Genomic DNA, 20,144 nt, shown 5'->3' with positions numbered 1-20,144 from the left:
GCCGGTATGGTTAACGAACCCTAGCGGCGACGTGGTTAATGCCCCGTCAACGGCGGTGGGGCGGAAGGTTTGCGGCCCATCGATCCGATCTCACCTGTCGATCACGAATACGTTTGAGCTAATTCGTGCACTATGCTACATAGGTTCAGACTTCGATCGACTCCGAGAGGAATTGATCGGCCTGAATGATTGTAACTCTTGAGGTTTGCCGTGAGTGAGAACGCAGGCAGTGAGCTCAGCCCGGCGATCGGGCTCGCGGTCGATATCGTCGCCGCTTACGTGTCGAACAACTCCGTTCCGGTCTCCGAACTTCCCGGATTGATCGGCGGTATCCACGCGGCGCTGAACAGTTTGACAACTCAAGGTCGCGCCGCGAACTCGAGCGTCGAGAAGCTCAGTCCGTCGCAGATCCGCAAATCGGTCACGAATGATCACATCGTCAGCTTCGAGGACGGGAAGCCGTACAAGACGCTCCGGCGTCACCTGACGCTGCGCGGCCTGACGCCCGAAGCCTACCGGGAGAAGTGGGGCCTGCCCCGGGACTATCCGATGACCGCGGCGAGCTATTCGGCGCAGCGATCTGAGCTGGCACGCGCCCTCGGGCTCGGACAGCAGCGCCGGAAGACCCGCGGAGGGGCCGCGGCCGCCATCGAGGCGCCACCTGCGCCGACTGCGAAGGCGCGGAGACGGAAGAAGGTACCGGCTGAGTGAGAGGTCCGAGCCGGGGCTAAGCCGCGTCGTATCCGCGACGCGGCCCTTGCGCGCCGCGCAACTGTGCGCCGCGCCTCCGACGCTATCCATCGGCGAACGCGCTGCGATGCTGCTCTGCACCATCGAGCTCAGCCCGCGCCGAAGGACGTCCCCGTGCCGCCCCTGCCGATCCTCGCCCTCGCCGTCGCCTCGTTCGGGATCGGCACGACCGAATTCGTCATCATGGGCCTGCTCCCGGAGGTGGCGCAGAGCTTCGGCGTCACCATTCCCCAGGCCGGCTACCTCGTCTCGGGCTACGCCATGGGCGTGGTCGTGGGCGCGCCGATCGTGGCGATCGCGACCGCGGGCCTGCCGCGCAAGACCGCGCTGCTGGCGCTGATGGCGGTGTTCCTGGCCGGCAATCTCGGTTGCGCGCTGGCGCCGAGCTACGCCCTGCTCATGGCCGCGCGGATCCTGACGGCCTTCGCGCACGGCGCGTTCTTCGGCATCGGCGCCGTTGTGGCGCGGGATCTCGTGCCGCGGGAGAAGCGCACGCAGGCGGTCTCGCTGATGTTCGCGGGCCTCACCCTCGCCAACGTGCTCGGCGTGCCGCTGGGCACCGCCCTCGGGCAGGAGGCGGGCTGGCGCTCGACCTTCTGGGCGGTGGTCGTGATTGGGCTCGCGGCCGGGCTCGCGATCCAGCTCTGCGTGCCGGACGGGCTTCCCGGGACCCGCGGCCGGCTCGTCAGCGAGTTTCGCGCGCTCGGGCGCTGGCCGGTGCTGCGGCCGATGCTGATCTCGACGCTGTCCTCGGTGAGCTTCTTCACGGTGTTCACCTACATCACGCCGTTCCTGACCGGCGTGACCGGCTTCACGCCGCAGGGCGTGACCGGCGTGCTGTTCGCCGCCGGCACGGGCCTGACCGTCGGCAATCTCCTCGGTGGGCATCTGGCCGACCGGGGCCCGATGGCCACCATCGTCGGCAGCTTCCTGGGCATCGTGGCGGCCCTGCTGGTGCTCGCCGCGGTCGCGCACCATCCGGCGCTCACGGTGGCGGTCGTGGTGCTCTGGTCGGGCCTGGTCTTCGCCCTGGTCTCGCCCCTCCAGATCTGGGTCGTGGAGGCGGCGAGCGACGCGCCGAACCTTGCCTCCACGCTGAACCAGGGCGCGTTCAACCTCGGCAACGCCACCGGCGCCTGGATCGGGGGCACGGCGCTGACCCTCGGGGCCGGCTACGGCCAGCTCCCGCTGATCGCCGCCGCGGTGTCGCTCGCCGGGCTCGGACTGGTGCTCACCGCGGTCGGCCGCGGACGCCGGAGCGTCATACCGGCATCCGCGCCCGGGGCCTGATCGATCAGTCGGCCCGGACGAGGTCGCCGAGCAGGCTCGCCGCCACCGTCGCCTTGGAGACCGTGAGGCCGGAGGCGCTGATCGCGTCCACGGCCTCGCGGATCCGGGCGAGCGAGGTGCCGCGCGCCCGGATCCAGGCCTCCACCGCCTCCGGCCCGGCGCCGAGATCCGCCACGACCTCGGCCGTCAACTTGCGGTGCGCGGCAGCAATGCCGGCGCCCGCGCGCTCCAGGGCCACGCGGTCGAACGTGTCGGCCACCGGGACGGTCCGCGCCGCGGCGGCGAGGTCGTCCAGGCGGAAGGCGTGCTCCAGGGCGAAATGCGTGGCCGCGACCTCCTCGACCGGCCGGCCGCTGGCCTCCGCGACCCGGACGATGTCGGGGGCGGAGACCAGCGCGCTGAGCGAGGCCAGGCGCCGCGCCTGGGCCGGGGCCATGCCGTGCCCGGTCAGCTCCGCCGCGCGGGCGCCGATCGTCGCCAGCGCCTCGTCGCCGAGCACGTTGGGTAGGGCGGCCTCCACGGCGGCGATGCCGTCCCGGTAGCGGGCGACCACCGGGGCGAGGCCGCCGCCCAGGTCGAGGTTGCGGATGAACCAGACGATCCGGTTCGTCAGCAGATCCTGCACCTCGGCGTAGAGGTCGAGCTGGCCCTGGCCGGGAACCCGACCGGCGAGGCCGTCGATGGCGAGGTTCAGCTCCATCAGGCCGAAGGCGTCGCGGGTCACCGCGTAGGCCTTGGCGATGGTCGCGGCGTCCGCGCCGGTGCCGTCGACGAGGCGCGTCACCAGCGACGGGCCGCCGCGATTGACGATGATGTTGGCGAGCGCCGTGGCGATGATCTCGCGGCGCAGGCGGTGTCCCTTGACGGCGTCGGGGAAGCGTTCGCGCAGGGCCTTCGGGAAGTAGCGCTGCAGCTCCCGGTCGAAGTACGGGTCGTTCGGCACGGCGCTCTCGAGGATCGCGTCGTGCAGCGACAGCTTCGCGTAGGCGAGCAGCACGGCGTATTCCGGGCGGGTCAGCCCCTCGTTCCGCCGCATGCGCTCGGCGAGCGTGCCGTCGTCCGGCAGGAACTCCACCGCCCGGTCGAGCCGGCCCTCCGCCTCCAGTGCCTGCATCGTCCGCATGGCGAAACCGGTCTCCCCCAGCCCCCCGCGCTGGGCAAGGGACAGGGCGAGCGTCTGCAACTCGTTGTTGCGCAGCACGAGGCGCCCGACCTCGTCGGTCATGTCGGCGAGCAGGGTGTTGCGCGCCTCGTAGCTGAGCCTGCCGTCCCGCTCCGGCGTCATCAGCGCGATCTTGATGTTCACCTCGACATCCGACGTGTTCACGCCGGCCGAGTTGTCGATCGCGTCGGTGTTGAGGCGGACGCCCGCGCGCGCCGCCTCGATGCGCCCGCGCTGCGTCAGGCCGAGATTGGCGCCCTCGCCGACGACCTTCGCGCGCAGCTCCGGCCCAGTGATGCGCAGGGCGTCGTTCGCGCGGTCGCCGGCATCTTCGTCGGTCTCGGTGGTGGCCCGGACATAGGTGCCGATGCCGCCGAACCAGAGCAGGTCGGCCGGCGCCTTCAGGATCGCCTGCATCAGCTCGGTGGGCGTCGCCTCGGACCGGTCGAAGCCCAGCGCCGACCGGATCGCCTCCGAGAGCGGCACGGTCTTCAGGCTGCGCGGGAACACGCCGCCGCCCTCCGAGATCTGGCTCTTGTCGTAATCCGCCCAGGAGGACCGCCCCAGATCGAACAGGCGCCGCCGCTCGGCGAAGCTCGCCGCGGCGTCCGGGTTCGGGTCGAGGAAGATGTCGCGGTGGTCGAAGGCCGCGATCAGGCGGATGCTCTCGGAGAGGAGCATGCCGTTGCCGAAGACGTCGCCCGACATGTCGCCGACGCCGACCGTGGTGATTGGGTCGGTCTGCACGTCCACGTCGATCTCGCGGAAATGCCGGCGCACCGCCTCCCAGGCGCCGCGGGCGGTGATGCCCATGCCCTTGTGGTCGTAGCCCTGGCTGCCGCCGGACGCGAAGGCGTCGCCGAGCCAGTGGCCCTTCTCCAGCGAGAGGGCGTTGGCGATGTCCGAGAAGGTGGCGGTGCCCTTGTCGGCGGCGACCACCAGGTAGGCGTCGTCGGGATCGTGCCGCACCGTGTCGGGCGGCGGCACGATGGCGTTGTCGACGATGTTGTCGGTCAGTTCGAGCAGCGTGCGGATGAAGATCCGGTAGCTCTCGGTCCCCTCCTGCATCCAGGCGGCGCGGTCGGAGGCCGGCGGCAGCCGCTTCGGAAAGAAGCCGCCCTTGGCGCCCACCGGCACGATCACGGCGTTCTTCACCTGCTGGGCCTTCACGAGGCCGAGGATCTCGGTGCGGAAATCCTCCGGCCGGTCGGACCAGCGCAGGCCGCCGCGGGCCACGTAGCCGAAGCGGAGGTGCACGCCTTCGACGCGGGGCGAGTAGACGAAGATCTCGAAGAACGGCCGCGGCAGCGGCATCGCCGTCACCTTGGCGCAGGCGAACTTGAAGCTGATCGTCTCTCGCGGCTGCCCGTCGGCGCCTGTCTGGTAGAAGTTCGTCCGCACCGCCGCCTCGACGAGGTTGACGAACCGGCGGAGGATCCGGTCGTCGTCGAGGCTCGTGACCTCGGCGAGCGCCGTCTCGATCTCGGCGCGTACCTCGGCCTCCTGCGCGGTCCGGTCACCGGTGAGCGCCGGGTCGAACCGGGCGCGGAACAGCGCCACGATCGCGCGCGCGATCCCGGCGTGGCGGCTCAGCGTGCCCGCGAGGTAGTCCTGCCCGTAGCGGATACGCAGCTGGCGCAGGTAGCGGCCCAGGGCCCGCAGCAGGGCCGCCTCCCGCCAGGGGAGGGCTGCCTCAAGGACGAGCCGGTTGTACCCGTCGGACTCGGCGATGCCGTCCGCGATGGCGAGCATCGCGGCCTCCAGCGGGCGTTCCAGCGCCGCGAGGTCGATCGGGGCGCCGGTGGCCCGCTCGATCAGCATGTCGTGCAGCCAGACCCGCGCGGCCTCGTCCGTCCCGGCCGGCGCGATCTGGTACGTGCGCTCGTTGATGACGCGGAAGCCGAGATTCTCGAGCGCCGGGACCCGGTCGGACAGCGCGATCGCCGTGCCGCGCGAGAACGCCTTCAGGCGGACCTGCGCCTCGGGGTCGCTGGGCCGCCGATCGAGATGGACGGCCCGCGGCTGAGTCTCGCCGAGGCTGTCGAGGATCGTCACGTCGGCGACGGCGACCTCAGGCTGGAAATTGTCCCGATAGGCGGCCGAGAACGCGTCGCCGTAGCGGGCGGCGAGTTGCCGCGCGCGGTCGCCCCCCTGGGATTCGGCCAGCGCCGCCCGCAGCGCGTCGCCCCAGGTCCGGACCAGGGCGACGATCCCGGCCTCCAGGGAGGCGGGATCGTGCTCGGGGCTGCCCTGATCGGGCAGGCCGATGATGTAGTGGATCCGGGCGAGCGAGCCTTCCGGGTAGTCGGGGTAGGACGCGCTGAGCCGCCCGCCGTAGGTCTCGGCGAGGTAGCTGCCGATCCGTCCCCGGATCGCGGAATCGTAGCGGTCCTTCGGGACGTAGACGAGCAGCGACACGAAGCGGCCGAACCGGTCGGGCCGGGACAGCACGCGGACCCGCGGGCGGTCGGCCAGGGCGGCGATGGCCAGGGTGAACCGGTAGAGCCGCTCGCCGTCGATCTGGAAGAGTTCGTCCCGCGGGTAGCTCTCCAGCACGGCGAGGAGGCTGCGGCCGGCATGGCTCGTCGGGTCGAGGCCGGCGCGCTGGACGACGGCCTCGACCTTCCGGCGTAGGACCGGAACCTCGCGGGCCGGGCTCGTGTAGGCCGAGGCGGTGAACAGGCCGACGATCCGCACCTCGCCCGACAGCTTGCCGAGGCCGGAGAACAGCTTGACGCCGATATAGTCCAGGTAGGCCGAGCGGTGGACTCGGGACTTCACGCTGGCCTTGGTGATGATCAGCGGCTGCGGCTCTTCCAGGAAGGCGAGGATCTCCGGCGTGTAGTCCACCGGCGTCCGGCCACGGCGCAGGGGCGTCGCGCCGGGATCGCGGAGCACGCCGAGGCTCGACCCCTCGACCAGCGGGTGAGCGTCGCCGGCGATGCCGTGCTCCTGCAGGCCGAGGATGAGGAACTGGCCGTCGGTCAGCCATTCGAGGAAGGCGCGCGCCTCCTCGGTCTCCGGTCCCGGCATCGGGGTCGGCCCGCGCCCGAGATCGGCGGCGAGGTCGGTGAGGCGCGCCAGCATGGCGTCGTGGTCGTCGCTCGCCAGGGCGACATCCCGGTAGACCGTCGCGAGCGCGTTCAGGAGCCGCTCGCCGGTCTCGGCCGCCACGGGGTCGAGGTGGATGTGGATGAAGCTCTCGCGCGCGAGACTGCCCTGCGCGTCCGCGGTCGTCTCCCCGACCACCCGGATGAGCCCGCCCGCGCCGTCCCGCTCCACCCCGAGGATCGGGTGCGCCACGAGCTGCGGGGCGAGGCCCTGCTCGGTCAGTTCGGCCAGGGTCGAGTCCAGCAGGAACGGACGGTTGTCGTTGATCACCTCCAGGACCGTCGTCTCGCGCGCACGGCCGTCGCGCACCAGCTGGCTGTCGCTCAGGCGCAGCCGCGCCGGGTCGCCCGGCCTCCGCGGCTCGGACAGGAAGGCGCGGGCGCGGGCGGCGAGATCCGCCAGGACAGAGGGATCGTAGGGAGCGAGATCCTCCGGCGTCACGCGGCCGAACAGGTCGCGGACGAAGCCGCCGGGTCCGCCCTGCTCGGTGACGATGTCGGCGGCCGCCTCTATCAGCCCGGTGCGGGCCGTCTTCTGCTCCGAGGAGGACAACGCCGTCGCGGTCTCGAGTGTCATCGCGCTTCTCCCGAACCGGGTCACTCGCCCAAGCGATAGCAGCGTGACCGGCCGTGTCGATGACAGCGCCCGCCCGTTTCCGGGCCAACGGGTGTCGATCGCTGCGAACCGTCAGCTTCGCCTTGCCGAACGCCCGATGCGTGCATATACACCCATACCATGAGCGCCCCGTCACCCGAGCCGTGCACCTGCTCCGCCCTGCGTCGCGCCACGCGGGCGCTGACGGCGATCTACGACGCCGCCCTGAAGCCGACCGGGCTCCGCGTGACCCAGTTCGCGATCCTGCGGCTGCTGGACCGGCTCGGACCGGTCCCGGTCTCCCGCCTCGCCGCCGAGGCAGCGCTGGAGCGGACCACGATGGGCCGCAATCTCGACCCGCTCAAGCGCCGCGGCTTCGTCTCGGTCACGCCCGGCACGTCGGATCCGCGCGAGCGCCGCGTGTCCCTGACCGCGTCGGGCCGCGAGGCCCTCGCGGCCGCGACGCCCTACTGGCGCGAGGCGCAGAGCCGTATCAACGCCCGGGTCGATCCCGCGACCGTCTCCGCCCTGGCGGAGTCCCTGATCTCCGCCGCCTGACCGATCCGCCCCGCTTCCGGAGCCCGTCCATGACCGCCCTGACAGAGACGCGCCCCGGGTCGCGCCTGCACTACGCCTGGATCGTCGTCGCGGTGACCTTCCTGGTCCTGCTCGTCGGGGCCGGTGTCCGCGCCACGCCGAGCGTGTTGATCGTCCCCTGGGAGCGGGAATTCGGCTGGACCGCGGCCACGATCGGCGTCGGCATCGCGCTCAACATCTTCCTGTACGGGATGATCGGCCCCTTCGCGGTGGCGATCATCGAGCGGTTCGGCCTGCGGCGCTCGGTCTGCGGCGCACTCCTGATCCTGGCGATCGGCACCGCCGCCACGAGCCTGATGACCGCGCCCTGGCAGATGGTCGTGCTCTGGGGCCTCGTCGTCGGATCCGGATCCGGCATGGTGGCCAACGTGCTGGGCGCCACCGTGGCCGGGCGCTGGTTCGCCAAGCGCCGGGGCCTCGTGCTCGGCCTGCTGACCGCGAGCAGCGCCACGGGCCAGCTCGTCTTCCTGCCGATGCTGGCCTCGATCGCGGTGGGGCAGGGCTGGCGCTCCGTCTCCCTGGTCGTCGCCGCTGCGACCCTGGCGCTGATCCCGCTGGCGGCCCTGCTCCTGCGCGACCGGCCGGCGGATCTCGGCCTGCCCCGCTACGGCGAGGACGCGGTGACGCCGACGCCGGTGCTGACCGAGAACCCGGCCGTGCGGGCGCTCAGGGGCCTGCGCATCGGCCTGCGCTCCCGGGATTTCTGGCTGCTCGCCGGCACGTTCTTCATCTGCGGCGCCTCGACCAACGGCCTGATCGGCACCCACCTGATCCCGGCCTGCATCGATCACGGCATCGCCGAGGTCACGGCCGCCGGCCTGCTGGCGCTCATGGGGATCTGCGACCTGATCGGCACCACGGCCTCGGGCTGGCTCACCGACCGGTTCGATTCGCGCAAGCTGCTGGCGTGGTACTACGGCCTGCGCGGCCTCTCGCTGATCTTCCTGCCCTACTCGTTCGACTACAGCTTCTACGGCCTGTCGCTGTTCGCGGTCTTCTACGGGCTCGACTGGATCGCCACCGTGCCGCCCACCGTTCAGCTCGCGGGCAAATCGTTCGGGGAGGAGAACGCCGCGCTGATGTTCGGCTGGATCGCGGCCGCGCACCAGATCGGCGCGGCGTCCGCGGCGTGGCTCGCCGGCATGGTCCGGACCGAGAGCGGCACCTATCTCGGCGCCTTCGTGGCGGCCGGCCTGCTCTGCCTCGTCGCCGCCCTGATGGCCGCCTTCGTGGGCCGCAAGCCCGACGCGCCGGCCCTGCGCCCGCTGCCGGTCTGAACTGCGCGGCGCGGGCAGGGTTGTCAGAACTGTGCCGTGAAGGACGAGCCCTGATCGGCCCGTTCCCGCGCACCCCGAGAGCCCGCCGTGACCATTGCGATTCGGCCCGTGCCGCCGGTCCAGGACGTCCGCGCCCCGCGGCCCTGGTCGGGGCCGGGCTTCGCCGAGTTCGTCGCCATCATCGCCCTGATGATGGCGGTGACGGCGATCTCCATCGACAACCTGCTGCCCGCCTTCCCGGCCATCGAGGCGCGGTTCGCGGTGGCCGATCCCAACCGGCTGCAGCTCCTCGTCTACGTCTACATGATCGGCTTCGGCTTCGCGCAGATCGTCTACGGGCCGGTCTCCGACGCCCTCGGGCGACGGCCGGTGCTGCTGGCGAGCCTCGCCGTCTACGTGATCGGCTGCTTCCTCGCCATGGTGGCGCCGAGCTTCGGCTGGCTGCTCGCCGCCCGGATCATCCAGGGCATCGGCGCCGCCGGCGGGCGGGTGCTGTCGGTGGCGATCGTGCGCGACCGGTTCGCGGGCCGCGAGATGGCGAGCGTCATGTCGCTCACCATGATGGTGTTCCTGATCGTCCCGATGATCGCGCCGGCGATCGGCGGCATGATGCTGGCGCTGGGCTCCTGGGTCTACGTCTTCGTCTCGATGCTGGTCCTCGCCTTCTGGCTGACGATCTGGTTCTCCCTGCGGATGCCCGAGACGCTGCACCCGGAATATCGCCGGCCGCTCTCGCCGGCCGCGACCTGGGAGGCGATCCGCCTGACGCTGAAGACCCGCGTCGCCGTCGGTTATGCCACCGCGCTCGGGCTGATGACCGGCTGCATCATGGGCTACGTCGGCTCGGCCCAGCAGGTCTTCGATACCGGCCTGTACCACCTCGGCCCGCTCTTCCCGCTGGCCTTCGGGCTCGTGGCCGGCGCCATGGGGGCGGCGACGCTGATCAACGCCCGCGTGGTCCGGCGGCTCGGGATGCGGGCGATGTCGCACAGCGGCGTCATCGCCTTCACGCTCGTCGGCCTCGCGCAGGTCGGCGTCGGGCTGGCCTATCACGGCCACCCGCCGCTGGCCGTGTTCCTGTCGATCCTCGCGGTGAACCAGTTCCTGATCAGCTTCGCGATGCCGAACTTCAACGCCCTCGCGCTGGAGCCCCTCGGGGCCATCGCCGGCACGGCCTCGTCGTTCCTCGGCTTCTACACGACGATCCTGGGCGCGTTCTGCGGCTTCCTGATCGGTCAGTCCTTCGACGGCACGGTGCTCCCGGTGGCGATCGGCTACGCGAGTCTCGGCGCCCTGGCGCTCCTCGTCGTCGCCTGGACCGAGCGTGGCCGGCTGTTCCGCGGCGGCGTCGGCGGTTGAGGTGGCGTCCTTAACGGGGTCTTCAGCGGAAAGTTGCAACACTGCCGTCCTGATCCACCCGACCGGACACGCCGATGCTCGCCCGCGCCCAGGACGGAACCCTCCTCGTCGCGCGCCTGCTGCTGGCCGCCGCGCTCCTGCCGACCGGGATCGCTCGGGCGCTCAACGTGTCGGGGTTCGCGCTGACGCTCGCGGGGGCCGGGATGCCGTTTCCCAACGGCGTCGCCACCGCCGCCGTGGTGGTGCAGGTGTTCGGACCGCTCGCCCTGATCCTCGGCGTCCTGCCGGGGCTCACCGGGCTGGCGCTCGCGCTCTTCGCCGCCGTGACGGCCTTCGTGCTCCACCCGTTCTGGTACTATGTGGGACCCGCCGCGGTCGCCGAGCGCACGCTGATGCTGGCCGATCTCGGCCTCGCCGGCGGGTTCCTCATGTACGCCCTAAGCGGTTCGGGCGCGCTCAGCTGGCAGGGCTGGCGCGCCGGAACTCGCGCGGCGGCGCCCAGCGCGAAGCCCGCCTCCGCGAAGGCTTCCGGCAAGGGCAGCGCGCCGCGGAACGCCGGCAAGCGCGCTGCCGGCCGGCCGCCGGCCCGCGCCGCGGCCTGATCAGCCGTGCCGCGGCCTCATCTCGGTCGTCGGGGCGGGCGGCGCGGCAGTCATCTTCCGCCCGGAGATCTCCGCGCCGGCATCCGGCGACAGGTTGCGGAAGGCCAGTGCCGAGGCCGCCGAGATCACGGCGACGGCGAAGAAGGCCGGCCCGAAATCCGAGGCCTGGATCTCCGTTCGGCCGTGAAACCCGGCATTCCCCTCGAGCGCCAGCGCGCCCAGCGTGACGCCGAGGCTGAGCGACAGCTGCTGGCAGACGCTGGCGAAGCTCGTGGCCGCGCTCATCTCCTTCGATTCGAGGTCGGCGTACGCGATGGCGTTGACGCAGGTGAACTGGATCGAGCGCGAGCAGCCGCCGACGAACAGCAGGATCACCATGATCCAGTGGGGCGTCTGCGCGGTGTAGAACCCGTTGACCGCCAGGAAGGCCGAGGCCAGCAGCGCGTTCCAGACCATCAGGGCGCGGAAGCCGGTGCGGCGCAGGATCCGCGGGCCCAGGGTCTTCACGAACATCGCCCCGGCCGCCGCCGCGAAGGTGATCAGGCCCGACTGCAGGGCGTCGAGCCCGAAGCCGACCTGCAGCATCAGCGGCAGCAGGAACGGGATCGCCCCGGTGCCGATCCGGAACAGGCTGCCGCCGAGCACCGCGACCCGGAAGGTCGGCCGCCGCATCAGGTCGAGGCGGACGATCGGGTAGGGCACCCGCCGGGCATGTGCCCAGTAGAGCGGCAGGAGCACCGCGCCCGCGGCGAGGCAGCCCCAGGAGACTTCCGCCGGCAGCAGGTGGCGGCCGAGGGAGGCGAGGCCGAGCATCAGGGCGGCGAGGCCGGTCCCGAGCAGCGCGAAGCCGAGCAGGTCGAGGGGCGGCCGCTCCGGCTCCCGCACGTCCTCGAAGTACAGGCTCGCCAGCACGATCCCGGCGCAGCCGATCGGCAGGTTGATGAAGAAGATCCAGCGCCAGTCGAACCACGTGGTGATCAGGCCGCCGACTGGCGGACCGAGCACCGGGCCGACCAGCGCCGGGAAGGTCAGGTAGGCGAGGGCCGTCACGAGCTGCGATTTCGGCACGCTGCGCAGCACCACGAGGCGCCCGACCGGCACCATCATGGCGCCCCCCATGCCCTGGAGGAAACGCGCGGCGACGAACCACGCGAGGCCGTTCGCGGCCGCGCAGGCGAGCGAGCCGGCCATGAACACCACGAGGGCCGCGCGGAACACCGTCCGCGACCCGTACCGGTCGGCCATCCAGCCGCTCACCGGGATGAAGATCGCGAGGCTGACCAGGTAGGAGGTCAGCGCGAGCTTGAGGGCGATCGGGTCCTCGTGGAGGCTCGCGGCGATGCTGGGGAGCGCCGTGGCGATCACCGTGGAATCGGTGTTCTCCATGAACAGCGCGGTGGCGACCGTCAGGGGGACGATCCAGAGCGGTCTTTGGGTGGTCGCGGGCATCACACAGCAGACGCATGTCGCGCCGCCGCGGTTGCACGGCAGCGCGGCCACCTCGCACCCTCGTGTTTCGCGAATGTATCCATCGTGCAACAGAGGTTGAGCCGCGGCGCGGAGCCACCTTTTTTGCGGGTGCGCCAATGGCTAAGTTTCCATCACGCGTCCGTGAGGCCGCTCCAGCCGGCCCGGGGCCGGCGCGCGAGGATTTCGATGCAGCCCAGCCCCAGCAAGGTCCGCTCCGTGGCGCGGATCGCCGCCGGCGTCGCCCTTCTCTCGATGGTCGCCGCCTGCGGCACTGTCCTGCTCAACGATCGCGGCTCGCTGACCCGCTACGACCGGCTCAAGTCCAGCGATCAGGTCGCCTCGGCCTCGCGGATCTACGTCGACCGGCCGGCCCTGGCGAAGGCCCGCACCGTCCGCATCATCCCGACGGCGTTCCACGCCGACGTGTCCGGCGCCGCCCCGCTGACGGCCGCCGAGCGGCGGCTCATCGCCAACGCCGCCGACCGGGCGCTGTGCTACGACCTGTCGCTGAAGTACGACATCGTCACCAGCCGTGACGCCGACCTGACCGTGCGGGCGCAGGTCACCCGCGTCGATCCGACGGACCTTCTCGGTGCGGGCGCGACCATCGCGGGCTCGGCGGGCGTGACGGTCGCCTCGCAGCTCGGCCTGAGCTTCGCCGAGGGTGTCGGGCGCGTGCCGATCCCGCGCGTGCCGATCGGGCTCGGGAGCCTGACGGTCGAGGCCGAGGCTCTGGACCGGCGCCGCGAGCAGCGGGCCGCCATGGTCTGGGGCGGAGCGGCCAACTCGTTCACCAGCCAGCCGCGCTTCTCCCGCGCCAGCGACGCCTACGACCTCGCAGGCGAGTTCGGCCAGGATTTCGGCTACATGCTGGCGACCGGCGATGACCCGTTCACCGCCCCCAACACGATCCCGACCTGGGACCGGATCCGCATCACCACCCTGGGCGAGGCGCCCCTCGACCCGGACTGCGAGGCCTTCGGCCGCGCGCCGGGCATCGACGGCATGCTCGGCGACTATATCGGCCTGCCGCCCGAATACACCGACAAGGGCCCGGCCACGCCGGCGATGCGCTGAAGCGCCCGCGCCAACTCCGCGTCTGACCGCAGACGTCCGTTCATGGCACTGACGCGCCCGTCGAGCGGGCGTGGATAAGCCTCGAGCCATGCGCGTTTTCGCGCTGCGACGCATCAACCGCGCATTGGCGCCTTCGCGGAGCCCGTGATACTGGCACTTGCCAACCCGATCCCGCAGCGCGGCCTCCACGCGCGCTGCCGTCCGAGGAAAGTTGGCACATGGCCCGAGTAGAAACCGCATCGATCATCGAGGGGCTGACCTTCGACGACGTGCTCCTGCGGCCCGCCGCCTCCTCGGTGATGCCGACCGAAGTCAGCGTCGCCTCGCGGCTGACCCGCACGATTCCGCTGAACCTGCCGATCCTCGCCTCGGCGATGGACACGGTCACCGAGGCGCCGATGGCGATCGCCATGGCGGCCAACGGCGGCATGGGCGTCATCCACCGCAACCTCGAGCCGCCGGAGCAGGCCGAGCAGGTCCGCCTCGTCAAGAAGTACGAGTCCGGCATGGTTATGAACCCCATCACCATCCACCCCGACGAGACGCTCGCCGACGCCTTCGAGGTGATGAAGCTCAACCGGATCTCCGGCATCCCGGTGGTCGAGCGCGGCCCCAACGGCTCGCGGGGCAAGCTCGTCGGCATCCTGACCAACCGCGACGTCCGCTTCGCGACGAACTCCAACCAGCCGGTCGCCGAGCTGATGACCCGCGACCGCCTGATCACGGTCCGCGAGGGCGTGACCCAGGACGAGGCCAAGCGGCTGCTCCACCAGTTCCGGATCGAGAAGCTGCTGGTCGTCGACGACCATTACCGCTGCATCGGCCTGATCACCGTCAAAGATATCGAGAAGCGCGTCGCCTATCCGAACGCCGTCAAGGACGAGCAGGGTCGGCTGCGCGTCGCCGCCGCCACGACGACGGGCGACAGCGGCTTCGAGCGGGCCGAGCGCCTGATCGACGCCGGCTGCGACGTGATCGTGGTCGACACCGCCCACGGCCACTCGATCAAGGTGCTCGATGCCGTCGCCCGGGTGAAGCAGCTCTCGAACGCCGTTCAGGTCATCGCCGGCAACGTCGCGACGCGGGACGGCGCCAAGGCGCTGATCGATGCCGGCGCCGACGCCATCAAGGTCGGCATCGGCCCGGGCTCGATCTGCACGACCCGCATCGTGGCGGGCGTGGGCGTGCCGCAGCTCACCGCGCTGATGGAGGCGGTCGAGGCGGCCGGCGAGGCCGACGTCCCGGTCATCGCCGACGGCGGCATCAAGTATTCGGGCGACCTCGCCAAGGCGATCGCGGCCGGCGCCTCCGTGGCGATGCTCGGCTCGCTGCTCGCCGGCACCGACGAGGCGCCCGGCGAGGTGTTCCTCTACCAGGGCCGCTCCTACAAGTCGTACCGCGGCATGGGCTCGGTGGGCGCCATGGCCCGCGGCTCGGCCGACCGCTACTTCCAGGCCGAGGTGAACGACACGCACAAGCTCGTGCCGGAGGGCATCGAGGGGCAGGTCCCCTACAAGGGCCCAGTCGGCAACGTCCTGCACCAGCTCGCCGGCGGCCTGCGCGCCGCCATGGGCTACGTCGGCGGCGCCACGATCCCCGAGTTCCAGGAGCGGGCGCAGTTCATCCGCATCACCAATGCCGGCCTGCGCGAGAGCCACGTCCACGACGTGACGATCACCCGCGAGAGCCCGAACTACCCGTCGCGGACCTGAGGCATCGATGCGCACGCTGATCGTCGGGGCCGGCGCGACCGGCGGCTATTTCGGGGCGCGCCTCGCCGAGGCGGGCGCCGACGTGACCTTCCTGGTTCGGCCGGCGCGGGCGGCGAAGCTGGCGGCGGACGGCCTGAACGTCCGCTCGCCGCTCGGCGACCTGCACCTGCCCGCTCCGCCCACCGTCACGGCCGATAAGCTGGCCGGGGCCGGGCAGTTCGACCTGATCCTGCTGTCGTGCAAGGCCTACGACCTCGACAGCGCCGTCGCGGACCTCGCGCCGGCCGTGGGCCCTGACACCGCGATCCTGCCCGTGCTCAACGGCATGTCGCATCTCGACGTGCTCGACGCCCGGTTCGGCGCCGGGCGCGTGCTCGGCGGCTCCTGCGCGATCGCCGCGACGCTCGCGCCGGACGGCGCGATCCGCCACATGAGCGAGCTGTGCAGCATCACCTACGGCGAGCGCGACGGGTCGCGCTCGGCGCGGATCGAGGCGGTCGACGCCCTGATGCGCGGCCTCAAGTTTCAGCCGCGCCTGAGCGACGTGATCCTGCAGGAGATGTGGGAGAAGTGGGTGTTCCTGGCGACGCTCGCCGGGGCGACCACGCTGATGCGCGCCGCGGTCGGCGACATCGTGGCGGCGCCCGAGGGCACCGCGCTGATCTCTGCGCTGCACGCCGAATGCACGAGCGTCGCCGCGGCCAGCGGCTACGAGCCGCGCGCCGTCGTGGCCGAGCGGGCGCGGGCGCAGCTGACGGCGGCCGGGTCCACCTTCACGGCCTCGATGCTGCGCGACATCGAGAACAAGGGGCGGATCGAGGCGGACCACGTGATCGGCGACCTGATCGCCCGCGGCCAGCGGCTGGCGCCGGAGGTGCCGTTCCCGCTCCTGGCCGCGGTCTATACCGGCCTCAAGGCCTACGAGGCCCGCCGGGCGCGGGAGGCGGCCTGAGCCGCCCCCCGCGCGGACGCTTCAGTAGCGGCCGGGCGGCGGCGGGGGCGGGTTGCCGTATTCGAGCTGCGTCTTGGCATCGACCCGCGGACGCGGCACCGGCGTCAGCTCCGGCTGGGCGGCGGGCGCGCTCGCGCAGGCGGCGAGCGAGGCGGTGACCAGGGCCGCGAGGGTGACGCGAACGGTGGACGTCATGGGCTGAGGTACTCCCGGGATGCGCCCGGCGACGGACCGGTCTGGTCCGGGGCGGGCGGATGCCATACGACACGCGGCGGCCCGCACGGCGGACCGACCGCAGCACGGTCTGCGCCGCGAAGGTGCAGGAAGCTCGGCCGTAACGTGGCGGCATCGTGGGCCAAGCGTGGCCGTTTCGCGTCATCGTTCACGGCGTCGTTCATAGCGTCGCTGAGGCATTCCGAAGGATCCGAACTCTGACCCCCGCCGCTCGCTGCTCCGCCGCCATCGAAGTCCTCACCGATATCGCCGAGCGGCGTCGGCCGGCCGCCGACGCCCTCAAGGACTGGGGTCTCGCCCACCGCTTCGCCGGCTCGGGCGACCGCGCGGGCATCGCCAGCCTCGTCTACGACGCCCTGCGGCGGCGGGCGTCGGCGGCCTGGATCATGGGCGCGGACACGCCGCGCGCCGTCCTCATCGGCACACTGCGCCTGCAGCAGGGGCTCGCGGCGGCTTCGGTCGCGGCCCTGTTCACCGGCGAGCGCTTCGCGCCGGCCCCGCTCAGCGACGACGAGCGCGCGCGCCTCGACGGCGGGACGCTGCAGGATGCGCCGCCGGAGGTGGCGGGCGACGCGCCGGCCTTCGTGCTCCCGGACCTCGCGGCCACGCTCGGCGACGACCTCGTTCCGGAGCTGAAGGCGCTGGCGCGGCGCGCGCCCCTCGATATCCGCGTGAACGCCCTGCGCGGCGACCGCGACGCGATCCTGCCGGCGCTCGCGGCCTACGACGCCGCGCCGACACCGCACGCGCCGGCGGGCCTGCGCGTCCCGATCGGCGCCGACGGGCGCGGTCCGGCGCTCCACGTCGAGGCCGAGTTCCTGGAGGGCTGGTACGAGATCCAGGATGAGGGCTCGCAGCTCGCCGCGCTCCTCGCCGCGCCGCGCGCCGGCGAGACCATCGTCGACCTCTGTGCGGGCGGCGGCGGCAAGACCCTGACCCTCGCGGCGGAGACGGGCAACGGCGCCCGCCTGATCGCCACCGACGGCGATCCGCGCCGGCTCGCGCCGATCCACGAGCGCCTGCGCCGGTCCGGTGCGCTGGCCGAGGTGCGAACCCCGCGCAGCGGCAAGGCGCGCGCCGACGTCTTGGAGGATCTCGACGGCAAGGTCGACCGGGTGGTGGTCGACGCGCCCTGCACCGGGTCCGGCACGTGGCGCCGGAATCCGGATGCCAAATGGCGGCTGCGGCCCGGAAGTCTCGCGCTGCGGACCGCCGAACAGGCCCAGGTGCTCGATCGGGCGGCGCGGCTCGTCAGGCCCGGCGGCCGGATCGTCTACATCACCTGCTCGCTGCTCTCGGCGGAGAACGACGCCGCCGTCTCCGGCCTCCTGTCGGGCTGGCGCGGCCGCTTCGACGTCGTCCCCGCGGACGAGGTGCTGGCAACAGGGCCGGATTCGCTCCGGTCAGCCGTGCGGAAGACGGCCCACGGGATCCAGATGAGCCCGCTGCGGACTGGGACCGACGGCTTCTACGTCGCCGTCATCGCGCGAAAGAGCTGAGGCGCGCCGCCGCGACGGAACCCGCCTCGCGTCCTTGGGCGTTGCCCCCGCGCTCCCGCGGGAGCCGGGCTCGCCGGGGGGCGGTCCCGCGCGCGGCCTCACCCGGGAGATGCCTTTGCGCCTCGACCGCCGTCTCCTGCTCGCCGGTCTCGGAAGCGTCCTCGGGCTGCGCAACGCCCGGGCGGAAGGGCCGGCGGAGACGGCACCGCAGCCCGCGCCGCACGAGTCGATCCGGGCTCTGCCGCGCTCGCTGCCCGGCGCGGATCTGCAGGTGATCGAGCTGTGGCCCGGCGCGCCGCCGGGCGGCGGTGACGGGCCGAACCCGGACGGCTACCGCTACGTCGAGGGGACCTTCGGCGACGTCACCCGGGTCGCGCGGCCCTGTCTGCTGGTCATGCGTCCGGCCAACCCGAACGGCGCCGCGATGATCGTTGCGGCGGGCGGCGGCTACGAGTTCATCGCCCTCGGTAACGAGGGCGTCCCGGTCGGCCGCGTCCTGAACGCCGCCGGCATCACGGTCTTCCTCCTCGTCTACCGCCTGCCCGCGGAGGGCTGGGGCTCGGGGCCGGACGCGCCGCGGCAGGACGCGCAGCGCGCCCTCCGGCTGGTCCGGGCGCGCGGCGCTGAGTTCGGCATCGATCCCGCGCGGGTCGGCGTCCTCGGCTTCTCGGCGGGCGGCCACCTGATGGGCGAGACCGCCGTCGGGAGCGCCCGGGACCTGTACGCGGGCGTCGACACCGCCGACGCCCAGCCGACCCGGCCGGTGCTGGCCGGTCTGATCTACCCCGTCATCACCATGCGCAAGCCGTTCGACCGGACCGCGACCCGCCGCATCCTGGTCGGCGACGAGGTCACCCCCGACGAGATGAAGACCTACTCGGTGGATCTGCAGGTCGGGCCGGAGACGCCGCCGACCTTTTTGGTCCAGGCGATCGACGACCCCGTCGCCGTGGCCGACCACCCGCTGCTGATGTTCTCGGCGCTGCGCAAGGCGCGGGTGCCGGCCGAGCTGCACCTGTTCGAGCGCGGCGGCCACGGCTTCGGGCTCGGCGCGCCCGGGACACCCGTGGCGGCCTGGCCGGGCCTTTTCCTGGCCTGGATCCGCCTGCACGGTTTCCTGCGCGCCTGACCGCTCACTCCCCCCGCGTCTGCATGCGATGCAGCTTGGCGACCTTCGGCCGGCTGGTCCGGAACTGGCCGCGCTCCACCGCGACGAAGACCACGATCGCGATGGCGATCGTCGTGAGCCACCAGACGGCAGTCAGCCCGACGCTCAGGCAGGCCACCGTGAAGGCGGCGGCGAAGCAGCCCATCGCGCCGGGAACGAGGGCCGGGCCGTCCCGGCCGGCCCGCCGGATCGAGGCGTAGAGGGCGAAGGCGGCGGCGAGGGCGCCGACGATGCCGAGCTCGTACCAGAACTCGAAGAGCGCCGTGGTCGGTGCGTTGGCCGGCAGGAGGCCGACCAGGCGTCCGCGCAGGGCCGTCTCGAAGCCGTGCCCGGTGATCAGCCGCACCGGATCGGAGGTGACGACCTTCTGCCAGCTCTTCAGCGACAGCACCGCGGGTGCGACCGGCCCGAAGAGAGCGGCGCCAACCGGCCGCGCCAGGAAGGGGAGCAACGGCGCCGCCGCCAGCAGGGCGGCCGAGAGGAGAGCGGTGAGCGTCACCCCGAGCCTCGGCCGGTAGCTCGTCACCGCGAAGGCGACGGCACCGACCGACAGGGCGGCGATCTGCGTCCCGTCTGGCTGGACCGTGAGCGCCAGGGCGACGAGCAGCGCGAGGCCCAGCGCCTCCCGGTCGCGGCGGCGGGACCGCAGCCACGCGAGGGCCGGCCAGAGCAGCAGGATGAGCAGGACGAGGCCGCGATCGAGGGCCCCGTCATCCTCGACGCCGGGCGGCGCGATGTGGGCGCCGAACAGCCCGAGCATGATCGCCACGATCGCGCCTGCCACGACACCGAGCGGCAGGAGGTAGAGGTTGGCCGAGCGCATCCTGTCGGGGAGGGCGAGGTAGCCCAGGAGGGCGAGGCCGATGGTTGCGCCGAGATTGGCCAGCCGCTCTAGCGCCGGCCCGAGGAAGGGCGTCCAGGTCAGCGAGAGCGCCGACCACAGCACGACCAGCATGCCCGCCAGGAAGGCCGGAGCCGTCAGGAGGCGATAGGTCGCCGGTCGGACCGGACGCTGGCGCCGGTCGATGACGCTGGCGATGATCAGGAGGATCACGGCGATCGGCGCGAGGATCACCGAGGCGCGGCGGGCGACCTGTGCGAGGACGGGGAGAACCACGAAGAGGCCGAAGAAGCCGATACGCCGCAGCAGCGCGGCGGCGTCGAGCGCCGGATCGATGGTGGTGGAGTTCGACGCGCGCGGCATCTTGCGCCTTCTCCCGGACCGGGACGGCCGGATCCCTGCTCGATACGCAAGGCTCGCGCAAGCTGCTGTAGACGTTGCGCCACAGT

Annotated in this window: 15 protein-coding genes; 11 read left to right on the top strand and 4 right to left on the bottom strand. The window is 72.2% G+C overall.

Annotated elements, in window-relative coordinates; genetic code table 11:
- The first annotated feature begins 210 nt into the window (after positions 1 to 210).
- Together C4T42_RS03440 and C4T42_RS03435 are read left to right on the top strand one after the other, a co-directional pair.
- Positions 211 to 711, top strand: coding sequence for a MucR family transcriptional regulator (locus tag C4T42_RS03440; protein ID WP_020091452.1), 501 nt, complete (start codon positions 211 to 213; stop codon positions 709 to 711).
- A 153-nt stretch (positions 712 to 864) separates the two neighbouring features.
- Positions 865 to 2,040, top strand: coding sequence for an MFS transporter (locus tag C4T42_RS03435; protein WP_020091453.1), 1,176 nt, complete (start codon positions 865 to 867; stop codon positions 2,038 to 2,040).
- A gap of 4 nt (positions 2,041 to 2,044) precedes the next feature.
- Here C4T42_RS03435 and C4T42_RS03430 read toward each other — a convergent pair whose 3' ends face one another.
- Entirely contained in the window at positions 2,045 to 6,889 is a 4,845-nt protein-coding gene (locus tag C4T42_RS03430; protein ID WP_020091454.1) for an NAD-glutamate dehydrogenase, read from the bottom strand.
- A gap of 159 nt (positions 6,890 to 7,048) precedes the next feature.
- On the opposite strand from C4T42_RS03430, the gene C4T42_RS03425 reads away from it, so the two are divergent.
- The 4 genes from C4T42_RS03425 to C4T42_RS03410 all read left to right on the top strand — a co-directional run bounded on the left by C4T42_RS03425 (position 7,049) and on the right by C4T42_RS03410 (position 10,742).
- On the top strand, positions 7,049 to 7,465 hold the full coding sequence (locus tag C4T42_RS03425) for a MarR family winged helix-turn-helix transcriptional regulator (protein ID WP_020091455.1): 417 nt from the start codon (positions 7,049 to 7,051) through the stop codon (positions 7,463 to 7,465).
- Positions 7,466 to 7,494: 29 nt separating this feature from the next.
- Complete coding sequence (locus tag C4T42_RS03420) at positions 7,495 to 8,781, top strand: MFS transporter (protein WP_020091456.1); 1,287 nt, start codon at positions 7,495 to 7,497, stop codon at positions 8,779 to 8,781.
- A gap of 192 nt (positions 8,782 to 8,973) precedes the next feature.
- A complete protein-coding gene (locus C4T42_RS03415; protein ID WP_042672169.1) occupies positions 8,974 to 10,140 on the top strand; it encodes a multidrug effflux MFS transporter in 1,167 nt (388 codons plus the stop codon).
- 74 nt (positions 10,141 to 10,214) lie between these two features.
- A complete protein-coding gene (locus tag C4T42_RS03410) occupies positions 10,215 to 10,742 on the top strand; it encodes a DoxX family protein (protein WP_042672167.1) in 528 nt (175 codons plus the stop codon).
- On the opposite strand, the gene C4T42_RS03405 is transcribed toward C4T42_RS03410, so the two are convergent.
- The gene (locus C4T42_RS03405) at positions 10,743 to 12,191 is read right to left on the bottom strand and encodes an MFS transporter (RefSeq protein WP_020091459.1); all 1,449 of its coding nucleotides are present in this window, start codon (positions 12,189 to 12,191) and stop codon (positions 10,743 to 10,745) included. It abuts the gene before it with no gap.
- Between the two features lie 207 nt (positions 12,192 to 12,398).
- On the opposite strand from C4T42_RS03405, the gene C4T42_RS03400 reads away from it, so the two are divergent.
- The 3 genes from C4T42_RS03400 to panE all read left to right on the top strand — a co-directional run bounded on the left by C4T42_RS03400 (position 12,399) and on the right by panE (position 15,953).
- Positions 12,399 to 13,289, top strand: coding sequence for a DUF3313 domain-containing protein (locus tag C4T42_RS03400; RefSeq protein WP_020091460.1), 891 nt, complete (start codon positions 12,399 to 12,401; stop codon positions 13,287 to 13,289).
- 218 nt (positions 13,290 to 13,507) lie between these two features.
- Positions 13,508 to 15,001, top strand: a complete 1,494-nt coding sequence (guaB, locus tag C4T42_RS03395; protein WP_020091461.1) for an IMP dehydrogenase — start codon at positions 13,508 to 13,510, stop codon at positions 14,999 to 15,001.
- 7 nt (positions 15,002 to 15,008) lie between these two features.
- Positions 15,009 to 15,953 carry a 2-dehydropantoate 2-reductase gene (gene panE / locus C4T42_RS03390; RefSeq protein WP_020091462.1) on the top strand — a complete coding sequence of 315 codons (945 nt, stop codon included), beginning with the start codon at positions 15,009 to 15,011 and terminating at the stop codon, positions 15,951 to 15,953.
- A 21-nt stretch (positions 15,954 to 15,974) separates the two neighbouring features.
- On the opposite strand, the gene C4T42_RS31850 is transcribed toward panE, so the two are convergent.
- Positions 15,975 to 16,148, bottom strand: coding sequence for a hypothetical protein (locus C4T42_RS31850; protein ID WP_020091463.1), 174 nt, complete (start codon positions 16,146 to 16,148; stop codon positions 15,975 to 15,977).
- Between the two features lie 236 nt (positions 16,149 to 16,384).
- On the opposite strand from C4T42_RS31850, the gene C4T42_RS03385 reads away from it, so the two are divergent.
- Both C4T42_RS03385 and C4T42_RS03380 read left to right on the top strand, forming a co-directional pair.
- Positions 16,385 to 17,686, top strand: a complete 1,302-nt coding sequence (locus tag C4T42_RS03385; RefSeq protein ID WP_026604672.1) for an RsmB/NOP family class I SAM-dependent RNA methyltransferase — start codon at positions 16,385 to 16,387, stop codon at positions 17,684 to 17,686.
- Between the two features lie 115 nt (positions 17,687 to 17,801).
- Entirely contained in the window at positions 17,802 to 18,815 is a 1,014-nt protein-coding gene (locus C4T42_RS03380) for an alpha/beta hydrolase (protein ID WP_020091465.1), read from the top strand.
- Positions 18,816 to 18,819: 4 nt separating this feature from the next.
- Here the strand turns inward: C4T42_RS03380 and C4T42_RS03375 are convergent, their stop codons facing one another.
- On the bottom strand, positions 18,820 to 20,058 hold the full coding sequence (locus C4T42_RS03375; RefSeq protein ID WP_091924401.1) for a peptide ABC transporter permease: 1,239 nt from the start codon (positions 20,056 to 20,058) through the stop codon (positions 18,820 to 18,822).
- Positions 20,059 to 20,144 lie beyond the last annotated feature (86 nt).

Origin of the sequence: Methylobacterium sp. 190mf, from assembly GCF_900107945.1 — a bacterium.
In the GTDB taxonomy this organism is placed as follows: Bacteria; Pseudomonadota; Alphaproteobacteria; order Rhizobiales; family Beijerinckiaceae; genus Methylobacterium.
The sequence above is the reverse complement of the archived record's forward strand: the minus strand, read 5'-3'. Positions and strand labels throughout refer to the sequence as shown.

Bases quoted from the DNA above. Each gene is read 5' to 3' on its own strand.
- C4T42_RS03430 (WP_020091454.1), bottom strand. From the start codon at position 6,889: ATGACACTCGAGACCGCGACGGCGTTGTCCTCCTCGGAGCAGAAGACG.
- C4T42_RS03425 (WP_020091455.1), top strand. From the start codon at position 7,049: ATGAGCGCCCCGTCACCCGAGCCGTGCACCTGCTCCGCCCTGCGTCGC.
- C4T42_RS03420 (WP_020091456.1), top strand. From the start codon at position 7,495: ATGACCGCCCTGACAGAGACGCGCCCCGGGTCGCGCCTGCACTACGCC.
- C4T42_RS03415 (WP_042672169.1), top strand. From the start codon at position 8,974: ATGGCGGTGACGGCGATCTCCATCGACAACCTGCTGCCCGCCTTCCCG.
- C4T42_RS03410 (WP_042672167.1), top strand. From the start codon at position 10,215: ATGCTCGCCCGCGCCCAGGACGGAACCCTCCTCGTCGCGCGCCTGCTG.
- C4T42_RS03405 (WP_020091459.1), bottom strand. From the start codon at position 12,191: ATGCCCGCGACCACCCAAAGACCGCTCTGGATCGTCCCCCTGACGGTC.
- C4T42_RS03400 (WP_020091460.1), top strand. From the start codon at position 12,399: ATGCAGCCCAGCCCCAGCAAGGTCCGCTCCGTGGCGCGGATCGCCGCC.
- guaB (WP_020091461.1), top strand. From the start codon at position 13,508: ATGGCCCGAGTAGAAACCGCATCGATCATCGAGGGGCTGACCTTCGAC.
- panE (WP_020091462.1), top strand. From the start codon at position 15,009: ATGCGCACGCTGATCGTCGGGGCCGGCGCGACCGGCGGCTATTTCGGG.
- C4T42_RS31850 (WP_020091463.1), bottom strand. From the start codon at position 16,148: ATGACGTCCACCGTTCGCGTCACCCTCGCGGCCCTGGTCACCGCCTCG.
- C4T42_RS03375 (WP_091924401.1), bottom strand. From the start codon at position 20,058: ATGCCGCGCGCGTCGAACTCCACCACCATCGATCCGGCGCTCGACGCC.